The organism is Companilactobacillus farciminis KCTC 3681 = DSM 20184 (assembly GCF_002706745.1).
GTDB lineage: Bacteria > Bacillota > Bacilli > Lactobacillales > Lactobacillaceae > Companilactobacillus > Companilactobacillus farciminis.
On the sequence record NZ_CP017702.1, the window covers coordinates 1544103 to 1557151 of the forward strand.

Here is a 13049-nt window from a genome sequence, read left to right on the forward strand (position 1 = left end):
ATCAATCACTTGTAATTGGTATTTTTGCAATCATAGCAACATTTTAACTTCATAATTATTTCACAATGTTCATGTGTTATTATATTTATATATTCATTGATAAATATTCTTTATATCGAGGAGAAAACGCTATGTTTAGGGATATCACTGCATTTCAAAAAGTATACGAAACTCGTAGTATCACTCGGGCAGCTAAAGAATTATACGTGACGCAACCGACTGTTTCGATTCAAATCAAAAAACTCGAAAAAGAGCTTGGCGTACAATTATTCAAACGCAATGGCAACAAACAACTCGTTCCGACTGAAAATGCTAACCGCTTTTATCGTGATTCACAGTTAGTCTTGAATAGTTGGGAAAACTCGCTCAACCACTTAGTAAAAAAGCACAAGAGCAACCGTATCAAATGTGTAATTGGAGCTTCCCCAACTACTGCTAGTCACGTTTTGCCGCCATTAATGCAAAGTCTCAAAAGATATCTCGATTACTTCGACTTTCAACTGGTGACTGGCGATTCAGAAAAAATCTTAGAAGAAATTATTAAACGTGAAATCGACTTTGGAATAATTGAAAAGCCTATCGTGACTCACGAAATTGAACAAATTTCTTTTGCTACTGACGAGATGGTTTTGGCCGGCGATAGTGACAACCCTGAATGGATAGTTGGCAAACCCGGTTCTACTCAACGAGAATATACTGACAAATATTTCAACGAACACCATTTGCGTCCCACAAAAATAATCAAGGTAAACGACAATGATCTCATTATTAAGCTCATCTCAAGAAATATCGGCAAGGCAATAATTTCTAAACGTTCAATCACTAATAGCTTGTTGCCCTATCAACAATTAACAAACGACTTCTGCAACGAGTTTTATTTGATCAATCCGAAACTTCCTAATTCAAATGAAATCCAAAAATTGATCCAACTAGTCAAAACATTGTTACCACAATTACGATTTTAATTTCTATAAAAAAAGGACATCCAGTTTCAATGGGATGTCCTTTTGCTTACTCTAACACGTATTTTTCAATTGCTTCTGCTACACCATCGTGATCATTATCGGCCACCACGGCATCGCTTAATTGTTTTACTTTAGGAATGGCATTGTCAACAGCGACACTGAATTTTGCAGTTTTAAACATTGGCATATCGTTATCATAATCCCCAATAGCCATAACTTCTTTGGGACTGATTTTTAGATATTTGGTCAATCTTTCTAAGGCGTTGCCTTTGTTGACATTTTTGGGGAAAATTTCTAATTCTTTTTCACTCGTTTGCACGACAAAATAGTCACTATCATATTGTTCATGTACTAATTTCAAAACCTCAGGCAATTTATGCTTTCTAGTTTTTAGCAATACTTTGACGATACCTAATTTTGGATTCAGCATGTGCTTTTCAATCCAATCTTGATACGACTGATATAACGTTCCCGTATTGTCGATAAATTTGTAGTGAATCTTTTTATTTGTTAAGAATCGAGCAATTTCTTCACAATTTTCATTCTTCAGAGTCCGTTGATAAATGACCTCTTGATCATAATTTTGAATAACGCTGCCACCGTAACAAATCATATATTGATCTGACTCGTTGATTCCTAAAATTTTAGCACTGTCAATTATCCCATCATAAGCTCTGCCTGAACAAAGCACTACATAAATTCCTTTTGACTTAGCCTCTTGAATTGCTTGAATGTTTTTTTGAGAAACCTTTTGCTTCGAATTCAAGAGCGTACCATCCATATCGATTGCAATTAATTTATAACCCATACATAACACTCCTTAGATTACTCATTCTATGAAAATTGTAATCCAAAATAACGATTTTGTTATAAAGAGTTAATAGACAATTAGGATTGTTAGATATTTTTTTCGGCATTGATGACTTCAACGACATCACTTGCACATTCGCTACCTTTATTACCAGCTTTCCCCCCAGCTCGATTCAAAGCTTGCGACATATCATTAGTAGTCAAAATTCCATACATAACCGGAACTTCACCATTTAAGGAAACTTGACTGACTCCAGCTGCCGATTGAGAGCAAACGTAATCAAAGTGAGCCGTTTCTCCTCTGACAACTGCCCCTAAAGTAATAATTCCATCAACTTGACCACTCTTAGCTAACTTTTGAGCCATTCGAGGAATTTCAAAAGCTCCCGGAACCTTAACCACTGTAATATCTGCTGCATCAACGTTTAATTGTTCCAACTTATCAAGCGCACCCGAAAGTAATTTGTTGGTAACTACTTCGTTGAATTTCGCAACCACGATGCCAATTCTTAATCCTTGACCGTTCAAATTTCCGTTAATTTGTTTCATTTTAGTCTACCTCGTTTAATAAATGATTGAATTTTTGTTTCTTCGTTCTTAGATAGTCAATGTCATTATCGTTAGGTTCAGTTTCTAAAGCTACACGATTTACCTTTAAGCCGAATTGCTCTAATTGTTTTAGTTTATCAGGATTGTTTGTCAATAAATCGACTGATTCAACACCCAATTCTTCCAAAATTGCTAAAACAACACGATAATCTCTTTGGTCAGCCTTAAAGCCAAGTCTCAAGTTAGCTTCAACTGTATCTAAGCCTTCATCTTGCAATTGATAAGCACGTAATTTGTTGATCAAACCAATTCCACGGCCTTCTTGATGCAAATAGATCACGGCACCACTGCCATTTTTTTCAATTCTTTGCAGTGATTGTTCCAACTGTTCACCGCAATCACAACGTTTTGAACCTAAGATATCTCCAGTCAAACATTCAGAATGAACTCGTAATAACAAATCAGCTTTATTTTGAATTTGACCTTTATAAATTACTAAGACTGGCTCATCTTTATAAGTAAATGACTTCAAACGGAAATGACCAAACTTAGTTGGTAGATCAACGTCTGAGATTGCGTGTAATACATCAAAATTCTTTAAATAGCGATAATTGATGATATCCGCAATCGTGATGAAAGTTAAATTATTTTCTTCGGCAATTTGCTTTAATTGTGGTCTTCTAGCCATGCGACCATTTTCTCTGACTACTTCGCAAATATAAGCTACTGGTGTGGCTTGAGCAATTTTAGCCAAATCAACCGCGGCTTCAGTGTGACCGTCTCTTTCAATTACGCCATTATCTCTAGCAATCAATGGGAAAATATGACCTGGATGGTAAAAGTCATCAGCATCACTTGATTGAGCTAATTTTTGAATCGTTGTAGCTCGGTCAAAGGCTGAAATTCCGGTCGTAGTTTCCTTGCTATCAGTACTTACAGTAAAAGCTGTTCCAAAAGCATCGTGTGATTTTGTCATCGGATGCAAGTTCAATTTCTCGGCAACTGATTTTGCCATTGGTACACACAACAAACCGCGAGCATGCGTAATCATGAAATTGACATTTTCTGGCGTGACAAAGTCGGCCAATCCCAGCATATCTCCTTCGGCTTCTCTTTTTTCAGAATCAGCGACGATAATTAATTTTCCTTGTTTCAAATCTGCAATTGCTCGTTCAACTTTGGCAATAATCTCGTTATTTTTCATCTTGATAGCCCCGTTTCAAATCTTTATAAATGTATTTTCCCAAAATATCAGTCTCTAGATTAACTGTCTGATCAACTTCTAAAGAGCCTAGAATTGTTTCATCTTGCGTATAAGGGATAATACCCACTTGGAAAGTGTCCTCAGTCACTGCAATCAAAGTCAAACTCACCCCATCAATTGCAATTGAACCTTTTTCAACTAAGTAAGGATTGTACTTTTTAGGTATTGAAAATGTTAATAATACCGAATTTTCAGTCACTTCTCTGGATAATAATTTACCTGTTGTATCAACGTGTCCCAGTACGAAATGACCACCAATTTCAGAGTTTGGTCTCAATGCCGGTTCTAAGTTTACTTTTGTGCCAACTGACATTTCTGCTAAATTGGTTCGCTTAATAGTTTCTGGCATAACGTCAACTTGAAATTGATCCTTTTGGAAATCAACAACGGTTAGACAAATTCCATTGATAGAAATACTGTCGCCTAGATTCAAGTCTTTCAAACCATGGTTGATAGTTAAACGATAGTTATCATTTTCGCGATTTACGCCAGCAATCGTGCCAATATTTTTTATAATTCCTGTAAACATCAGTCTTTCCTCCACGTCGTTATTTTCAAATTATCGGCTAACGATTCTACAGTTGGTTTGGCAAAATCTAGCGGATCAAAATCCACACCCCAAACTGCTGGCAAACCAGAGCCATAAATTTTGTTAGCTAAATAAATTACTAACTTTTCTACTAGACCGGCGGATAAAAACTTAGCTTGCAAGAAACTGCCACCTTCAACTAGAACTGCCTGAACCTTTTGAGCAGTCAGATAATTCAAAATATTTTCTGGTGTCCACTCGCCTACGATGACTTCAACGTTTTTTGGTAAAGTTCGACGATTCTTCTTTTCACTGAAAAGCCAAATTGGTTCATCAGTTTGGAAAATTTTTAAATCTAAAGATATTTGATTGATATCTCTCACAACTACTGCTCTGATTGGTGGGAAGAGCATTTTTCTATCCCTAACAGTCAAAGCTGGATCATCGATTTTTAAGGTATTCTCTCCAATCAAAATGACTTGTTGTTGGCTGCGCAATTGTTGAGAATCTTCAAACGTAGCTTGATTTGATACGATTGACCGTTGCCCATCGTTTTTATTGATTTTTCCGTCCAAAGTCATTGCATACTTGACTGTCACCAGTGGACGATTGTTTTTATAAAAATAATTGTATGAGCGGTTTAATTCAGAACTAATCAATTGTTCTTCAACTTCTACCCCGTGCTCTTGCAAGTATTTAACACCTTTGCCACTTACTAGTGGATTAGGATCAATTTGTCCGATAACGACCTTTTTAACACCTAATTCAGCTATTTTTTGCACGCAAGGTGGCGTTTTACCAAAATGTGAGCAAGGCTCTAAAGTTACGTATAACGTGGCATTTTTAGCATCGTCAATATTTTTTAATGATTTAAAAGCATTGATTTCTGCATGTTCATGTCCAAAAGTTGCGTGATGTCCCTGACCTAAAATTTGGTCATTTTTTACGATCACCGCACCGACTTGAGGATTAGTCCACGTATTAATTCCCTTCTTAGCTTCCTCAAAAGCTAATTTCATAAATCTATCCAAATCCTATTCACCCCACAAAAAAAGCCCCGCATAAAAAAATGCGGGGCTAAAGATAAGCTAAATAAGATTTCACACGAGAGCGACTCAAATAAGCCTACTTATAGCATGAAATAATTATTTCATTGTTCTTCTACCATCCAGACTATACTGTCGGTCCCGGATTCTCACCAGGTCCACCACTTGCGTGGGTCACGGACTTCAATTTCGTTGAATTGTCACCGTCGGTCGGGAATTACACCCTGCCCCGAAGAAATCTATTCAGTTTTCAATTAAAAATACTACAACACAAAAATAATTTTGACAAGTCATGCTTTTTATTATGTTCGAGCGATAAAATCTTTAAATAATTGTAATTGTTGCGAATCATGTTGCCAAAGATTTTCAGGATGCCACTGAACAGCTTGAACGGTCGCATCTTCATTTTCGACACCCTCGATTACGCCATCAGTTGCTTTGGAAACTACTTTTAAACCTTCTGGAACATTTTTAATTGCTTGATGATGTCTAGAATTAACGAAAACATTATCTCCAATTGACTTAAATAACTGAGAATCATGATCGACTGAAACAAAATGGGTCGGCTGATCACCTGGCGATTGTTGGTGATGTTTCAACAGCTTACCAGGATATTGACTTGTTAGATCCTGATAAACTGAACCACCTAAAGCCACATCGATGACCTGAGCACCTCGACAAATTCCTAAAATGGGAATCCTCTTAGCAACTGCTGTTCTAGCCAAAGCAATTTCGAATAAATCTCTAGTACGATTAGTAACGCCAAGATTAGGTATCGGCTCTTCGCCCATAAAGATGGGATCAATATCAGGACCGCCAGGAAAAATTATTCCATCTAATCTCGCAATCAAACCATTGACCTCTTCTTTAGGAATTGAGGGTAAACTAACTGGAATACCGCCAGCAGCGATGACTCCATTAACGAGCGGACGGGGAACAAAATCCATCAATTTTTGATTGATCACGTCTGTAGCACCTAAAAAAATATCTGCGGTAATTCCAATTATTTTACTCATGAGCAATCGCTCCTTTTTCAATTTTATTTTAGATTAGCACTCTATTTTAATCTGTCAAACGATTTATTAATAATATTAAATATTTTCTAATTATAATTCAAGCATCTATCTATTAAATTTCAAATTTTAAGATTTTTTCAAGGAATTTAAAGGGATTTCACGACTTCTAATTTTTATTTAATAAAAGAAAAAAAGGATTCATTTCTGTCAAAACAACACCTTAAATGCATTATTTTGATGAAATAAATCCTTCTTTTATTAGAAATTTACTTATTTTGATTCAAACCATCCTCTTGGGTGATCCGTTGAATATGGATAATAAAGTACAATAATTCTTTACTGCTTAATTCCACTCCCATTACTTGCTTGATTTCAAAAGAAATTTGTTTAGCAATGCTTGTTGATCCAGGATAGTCTCGTTCCATCTCCAACTCGATTTTCTTATCAAAATTGGTATCTTGAGATTTGTTTTTCAACCTCTGTGAAAGATATTGTAGATGTACCATGAAACGATCATAATAATTAGCATTGCTTTTTGTACGAAAAATATTGTTTTTAATCATTACACGCTTGATTATTTTATTAAAATCGACTTTCACTTCATCGTTATGCTCGACGACTTTTTTATCAGTTTTTGCATTGATGAAATGTAACGCTATGTTTTTGATTTCTGAGTCTGGTAGTTGAATATTTAAGTTATGGTTAATGATGTTCAATCCCTTGCTAGCTATTAAATATTCATCCAAGTAATTATCACTCATATCAGGAATGTGGCTTTCCTTATATTGACCGTTATTGTAACGCTGGTACGCTCCAAATATATGGTCACTGAGCGTTATATAAATGTAATCCATGACAGAATAATTGAAATTTTTCTTGGCATAATCAACTATTTCATAAGTAGTAGTTACTACATCAATGGGAATATCCTTTAATAAGAAATACAAATCTTTTTGTGATTCCTCAGAATCCAAATAAAAAATCCTCTCTATCTTGGAACTATCTAGAAAGGATTTTTTGGATTTATTGAAAGCTATCCCTTTGCCTTTGACTATCGCATGTTGGTTGTCCCCCAAATTAACGACAGCTGTATTGTTATTAAAAACTTGTTCAATCAGTAATCGCATAATCCCCTCCTCATAACTTTAATTATAAAGTACTTTCGGGTATTTGCGGTCAAATCGAGCAAAATAATGAAAGCGTATCCTGAAAAATGATTATGATTTTATAAAGCAAATTTTTCAATTGCTAAGCCAACGCCACTGTGATTATTATCAGCGGTCACAAAGTCGGCAGCAGCTTTCACTTGGGGCATTCCATTTCCCATAGCAATTCCTTTACCAACGATTTTTAACATTGGAATATCATTGTCACGATCTCCCATCGCCATTACTTCAGACAAATCCAAATTTAAATCCTTTGCCAAAATCTTAATGGCATTTCCTTTATTAACATCCTTAGGAAAAATCTCTAAGAAACCAACGCCAGTTCTTACTACGAAATAATCCTTGGCAAATTTGTCATTGACCATTGGTGTGATAGCATCCAATTTCTTTTCATCGCCATTAATGATAGCCTTAGTGATTTCAAAATTAGCTGGCAAATCATCTGGTTCACGAACAAACAATCCGTTATCATTCTCATAAGCTTGCATGATGGTGTATTTATCAAACCAATCACTCTGACTAGTGTACGTGTTGCCTTGATTATCAACGACATTATAATGTAGGTCGTTTTCCTTGATAAAGTGCACAAATTGACGATAAAAATCATTACTCATCATCCGTTGATAAATGATTTTTCCCGCCAAATTTTCAATAATTGCCCCACCATTAGTAATCATATACTGATCAGCACCATCGATACCTAATTCTTTAGCGTAGTCAATCACAGCATTGTGAGTTCTCCCCGAGCATAAAACTACTTTAATGCCTTTGGAGAGAGCCTTTTGAATCATTTCTTTATTCGTATCCGATATCGTCTTTTGAGACGTTAAAAGCGTATCATCCATGTCTAATGCAATTAATTTGTAAGTCATCACAATCTCCTTTGTTTATTTACTTCTATTGTAATAGAAAAAAGAACCTTGAGAATTTTTATTTTCTCGAGGTTCCTTTATTTCAACGCTTAATTTTTTACCTAGGAAAAAGCTATCTAACAGTTACTGAAATTTTTCAATTGAGGGAAGTTAAAATTATTTCATTGTATCTGAAAGTTCTTTAAACCATAGTGCACTCTTTTTAACATAACGTTTCTGATTATCAAAGTTTACGTAGAATAAACCATAGCGCTTGTTGTAACCATTTGCCCATGAGAACTGATCTTGCAATGACCAAATAAAGTAACCATTAACATCAACACCTTCATCACGAGCCTTTAATATAGCTTGTAGATGTTGGTCAACGTAATCGATTCGTTTATCATCATCATAGATAAAGTCGTCTGGAGCGTCATCAGCAATGTGCTCTTTCATACCAATACCATTCTCAGTGATGTAAATAGTTTTGCAATTCTTATATTCACGGTGGATTCTTGTCAAAACATCATATAACCCTTCTGGATAAATGTTCCAATCCCAATCAGTAGTTGGAATATCAGGATTCTTAACTGTTTCACAGACACCATGGAATCTAAATGAACTAGTACCTTTATCACCAGTACCATTGAAGGTATTGCCACTTTCACCATCATAAGCTCTGACATATTGATTTTGATAATAATTCAATCCGAAGAAGTCATTTTGGGTACTTGCCTTCTTCAAGATTTCCATATCACCATCTTGGATATTCAAATGAGCATCATTCTTTTCCAAGATTTCATTGATCAAACTCATTGTTTCGTCACTGTACTCACCAAGGAATGTTCCATCTAGTAGGAAGCGATTGATGAAAGCATCTTGTAGCGCTGCAGCATGGCGATTTTCTGGTGTATCAACGATTGGATAAACTGGTTGAATAACATGAATCAAACCAATTCTGCCTTTGCATCCCATCTCTTTGAACAAGTTAACTACACGGGCATGTGCTAATAATTCATTGTGTTCAGCTTGGATAGCACTAGATACATCGAAATGATGATTAGGTGGGAAGTTTCCACCAATATATTGTGATTGTGCTAATGAGATCAATTCATTAATTGTGAACCAATTAGTAACTTCCGGAAATTCTTTGAAACAGAATTTAGCATAATCAACAAAATAATCAATTTGCTTTCTGTTCAACCAATCACCTTGGTCAAATAAAGTCTTTGGTGTATCAAAGTGATGCAAAGTTACATAAGGTTCAACGCCATCATCTAGGCATTGCTTGAATAACTTGTGATAGTATTCAACACCTTTTTGATTAGGCTCACCATAGCCATCTGGGAAAATTCTACTCCAAGCAATTGAAACACGAATGGCATTGAGTCCATACTTCTTAGATAGAGCTAAGTCTTCTGGATAACGGTTGTAAAAATCACTTGCAGGATCAGGGCTAAAACGGCCTTGCTTTTTCAAATAATCATCCCACATGGTCTTCCCTTTACCGTCTACTTTAGTATTTCCTTCTACTTGATAAGCTGCAGTAGCTCCTCCTAGAACGAAACCTTTTGGTAATGATTTTACTCGGTTAATCAGTGTCATTTTTTATCTCCTTCTGCTTGATCAGCATCATTGCCTTTTAGTTTATCGACAATAAAACTCAAGGCCTTGTCAGCATGTCTAGTCAAATCGATATATTGCTTACCAGATGTAGTAATCATCTTAACATTACTTGCATCGGCTTCTTTCTTAAGTGAATCTTTCATAGCATCCATTTGTGGAGCAAGAACTGTAACATCCATATCTGGTAATAGATCACCGTGAGCACCATAAGCGGCAGCTGCGGCTTCAATTGGTAAGTCTTTTTCTTTAGCCATCTTATTTAAGGCATTGGCTAAGATACCTGATGTACCACCACCGGCACAAATAACTAAAATGTTCAAATCTTTTTTATCTTTTGTAAGTCCTAGAGGAATATCACCTGCATCTGTAGCAACAACAGCATCAGTAGTTTCTACACCACTTTCACCATTTGCTTCTGCTTCAACAGCTTTGTCAGCTTCTTCTTGAACTTTTTGCATATCGTATGCCTTGAAGAATGGGTAGTAAATAGCAACATCGACTACTAGCAATAATGCAACTAAAATCAATGCTTGAACTGAGAATCCAACACCCATGTATAATCCAATTGGTCCTGGAGTTGTCCATGGTAAGTTATACATAAATCCATTCATTCCCAAGTAATCAACGAATATCTTGAATAACCAAACGTTAACAATTGGAGCACCAATAAATGGAATAAAGAAGATAGGATTCAAGATCAATGGAGCACCGAACAAAATAGGTTCGTTAACACCGAATGTAACAGGAATTGCGGCTGCACGTCCGATAGCTTTCAATTCTTTTGATTTTGCCCAAAGAGCAAACATATAAGTGATAACCAATGTAGCACCAGTACCACCTAATGTAGCAACGAAGTATTGAGTACCTTGTGCAAGAATATGTGTAGCGTGTCCACCAGCTTGGAAAATCTTCATATTTGTTTCAACGTTTGTTAAGTAAATAGCTGTAACAGCGGGTTCAACAATTGAAGGACCTTGAATACCAATGAACCAGAAGAAAGCCATAGCACCATAGACAATAGCTAAACCGACATAACCATCAGCAGCTGTGAACAATGGAGCTAATACTTGAATAATCCAAGCAGCCAAGTTAGTACCAGTTGCCATTCTGAAGAATACATCAAACAAACCGAAGAATGATGTAGCTAATGCGAATGGAATGATATTAGCGAAAGCTGAAGAAATATTCTGTGGTACAGCATCTGGCATCTTCAAAGTTAAATGATTCTTAAAACTGAAGTAGTAGATGTTTGGAACAATAAAACCAACAAGGAATGCAGCTAGCAAACCTTTAGTACCCATATATCCTTCTGTGAAGAATAAAGCACCGGCTTTATTAGTAAAAGGATCAACAGCAACAAGTAAGAATGAAATTTGTGATGAGAACATTACGGCTGCCGTAGGAATTTGATTGATCTTTGGCAAACGTAAGTTCAAATTCTTAGTTAATGCTCTAGCAACATTGGCAGCAGCCATAAGTGATAGAACACCCATTGAAAAGTTATAAATCTTCATCAAGCCATCATTAACATTTGTTGGCCAGTAGAATCCCCAAATATTAGGAACAGCTGATACCAAAATGAACAAGGACGAGAAGATGATGATTGGCATTAGTGAAATGAAACCATCACGAACGGCTTGTAGATAAATGTTGGCTGAGAGTTTCTTGAAAAACGGTTGTGCTTTTTCAATCTGTTTAACGATCGTATTCATAAGTACTTACCCCCCAGAGTTAGTTTATTTTGAATACTTAAAATTTCTAAATAATTAATTCTTCATGTCTAATTTTTCTTCAATCTTATTAATACGTTCATATTCATCGATGAAGAACTTGCATTGTTCCATCAACATCATTGTTGTCATCAATGTATCTTGACCGTGAACCATGATAAATGTAACGTCCATGTCCATGCCACCAGCTTCATCAGCAAGCAACTTAGTTTGTTCGTTGTGAGCATCAACGATGGACTTATTTGCTTCTTCAACTAATTTCTTAGCTTCTTCAATCTTGCCTTCTCTTGCATTGTCTAATGCTTTCAAAAGTGCTGTCTTAGCATCTCCTGCATAAGCAACAATTGCAAAACCTGTCATTGAAATATCTTCTTTAGTAACTGCCATAATAATTTACCTCTTAACTTTTTGATTTTTCATGCGTTAAACGTTGAATATGAATGATGAAATATAAAAGTTCATTGCTACTTAATTTTCTATTTAGCTTGTTTTGAATAGTGATATAGATATCTTTAGCTATTTTGAAAGAAATCGGATATGAATCTTGCATTTCCTTTTCCAACTTTTCACTAAATTCCTCATCCTCATCAGTCTGATCATCTAAACGACCAGTTAAGTACTGAAGATGTATCATGAAACGATCATAATAATTTCCGTTACCCTCTTCTCGAAAAATATTGTTATCAATCAAAATTGCTTTAACAATTTGGTTAATGTCAATCGTCTCACTTTTCTTCAAGTGATTTTCCTGATTTTCTTCACCACGAGCGTTGATAAAATGTAAAGCAATACTTTTTATCTCAGATTCTGGAAAGTTGACACCTAGATTTTTATTAATTACATCTAAACCATGACTGGCGATTAAATATTCTGTCGTGTATTGATTGCTCATATCGGGAACTAAACTTTCTGAATACGTATGCGAAAGATATCTTCTGTATGAGCCAAAGATATGATCACTTAATGTGATATAAACATAATCCAAAACATTGTAATCAAATTTCTTTTTAGCATAATCAATAATTTCATAAGTAGTGGTAACCACATCGATTGGTATATCTTTCATTAGGAAAAATAAATTTTCCTGTGATCCTTTAGTATCTAAATAAAATATTTTTTCGATTTTATTTGATTCTAAATTTGATCCTTTTGTCATGTGAAAACCGATACCCTTACCCTTAACAATTGCCTGCTTATGATCTCCTAGGTTAACCAAAGCACTATTATTATTAAAGACTTGAGCAATCTCTACCATCAACCAGCCCCCTTTCCAGACGCAAAAAGACGAGATTACCGACACGAACCCCTAGATATAGCCGTTCATTAGAAACAGTTATATCCAAGTGAAGTGTCTAGTAATCTCGCCTAATCTAATAGTAACAATTTACTAGTTATTCATCTTTCAACAGAACCTAGTATATATCACATCTAATTATTTGTAAACGGTTTCAACGAACTTTTTTTAAATAATCAAAAAATAGAGCCAAGAATAATTAA

General features: G+C 35.5%; 13 protein-coding genes and 1 riboswitch. Of the genes, 1 reads left to right on the forward strand and 12 read right to left on the reverse strand.

Annotation, left to right across the window (positions count from 1 at the left end):
- The first annotated feature begins 131 nt into the window (after positions 1–131).
- Positions 132–965 carry a LysR family transcriptional regulator gene (locus LF20184_RS07510; protein ID WP_010020007.1) on the forward strand — a complete coding sequence of 278 codons (834 nt, stop codon included), beginning with the start codon at positions 132–134 and terminating at the stop codon, positions 963–965.
- 46 nt (positions 966–1011) lie between these two features.
- Here LF20184_RS07510 and LF20184_RS07515 read toward each other — a convergent pair whose 3' ends face one another.
- The 12 genes from LF20184_RS07515 to LF20184_RS07570 form a co-directional block, all read right to left on the reverse strand.
- Positions 1012–1773: a Cof-type HAD-IIB family hydrolase gene (locus LF20184_RS07515; RefSeq protein WP_010020008.1), complete on the reverse strand. Its 762-nt coding sequence runs from the start codon at positions 1771–1773 to the stop codon at positions 1012–1014.
- A gap of 89 nt (positions 1774–1862) precedes the next feature.
- On the reverse strand, positions 1863–2324 hold the full coding sequence (ribH, locus tag LF20184_RS07520) for a 6,7-dimethyl-8-ribityllumazine synthase (protein ID WP_010020009.1): 462 nt from the start codon (positions 2322–2324) through the stop codon (positions 1863–1865).
- 1 nt (position 2325) lies between these two features.
- Positions 2326–3528, reverse strand: coding sequence for a GTP cyclohydrolase II (gene ribA, locus LF20184_RS07525; protein ID WP_010020010.1), 1203 nt, complete (start codon positions 3526–3528; stop codon positions 2326–2328).
- The gene (gene ribE, locus LF20184_RS07530; RefSeq protein ID WP_010020011.1) at positions 3518–4117 is read right to left on the reverse strand and encodes a riboflavin synthase; all 600 of its coding nucleotides are present in this window, start codon (positions 4115–4117) and stop codon (positions 3518–3520) included. Before ribE ends, ribA begins: the two co-directional genes overlap by 11 nt.
- Positions 4117–5136, reverse strand: coding sequence for a bifunctional diaminohydroxyphosphoribosylaminopyrimidine deaminase/5-amino-6-(5-phosphoribosylamino)uracil reductase RibD (ribD, locus tag LF20184_RS07535; protein ID WP_029606532.1), 1020 nt, complete (start codon positions 5134–5136; stop codon positions 4117–4119). Before ribD ends, ribE begins: the two co-directional genes overlap by 1 nt.
- Positions 5137–5269: 133 nt before the next feature.
- A riboswitch (FMN riboswitch) is annotated at positions 5270–5404 on the reverse strand.
- Positions 5405–5465: 61 nt separating this feature from the next.
- Positions 5466–6179: a gamma-glutamyl-gamma-aminobutyrate hydrolase family protein gene (locus tag LF20184_RS07540; RefSeq protein ID WP_010020014.1), complete on the reverse strand. Its 714-nt coding sequence runs from the start codon at positions 6177–6179 to the stop codon at positions 5466–5468.
- A gap of 266 nt (positions 6180–6445) precedes the next feature.
- Positions 6446–7306: a PRD domain-containing protein gene (locus LF20184_RS07545; RefSeq protein ID WP_010020015.1), complete on the reverse strand. Its 861-nt coding sequence runs from the start codon at positions 7304–7306 to the stop codon at positions 6446–6448.
- A 98-nt stretch (positions 7307–7404) separates the two neighbouring features.
- Positions 7405–8217, reverse strand: coding sequence for a Cof-type HAD-IIB family hydrolase (locus LF20184_RS07550; protein ID WP_010020016.1), 813 nt, complete (start codon positions 8215–8217; stop codon positions 7405–7407).
- Between the two features lie 156 nt (positions 8218–8373).
- Positions 8374–9801 (reverse strand): 6-phospho-beta-galactosidase, encoded by a 1428-nt coding sequence (gene lacG / locus LF20184_RS07555; protein ID WP_010020017.1) that lies wholly within the window; start codon positions 9799–9801, stop codon positions 8374–8376.
- A complete protein-coding gene (locus tag LF20184_RS07560; protein WP_010020018.1) occupies positions 9798–11534 on the reverse strand; it encodes a lactose/cellobiose PTS transporter subunit IIB in 1737 nt (578 codons plus the stop codon). Before LF20184_RS07560 ends, lacG begins: the two co-directional genes overlap by 4 nt.
- 54 nt (positions 11535–11588) lie before the next feature.
- Positions 11589–11939, reverse strand: a complete 351-nt coding sequence (locus LF20184_RS07565) for a PTS lactose/cellobiose transporter subunit IIA (RefSeq protein WP_010020019.1) — start codon at positions 11937–11939, stop codon at positions 11589–11591.
- A 13-nt stretch (positions 11940–11952) separates the two neighbouring features.
- A complete protein-coding gene (locus LF20184_RS07570) occupies positions 11953–12807 on the reverse strand; it encodes a PRD domain-containing protein (RefSeq protein ID WP_010020021.1) in 855 nt (284 codons plus the stop codon).
- Between the last annotated feature and the right edge of the window lie 242 nt (positions 12808–13049).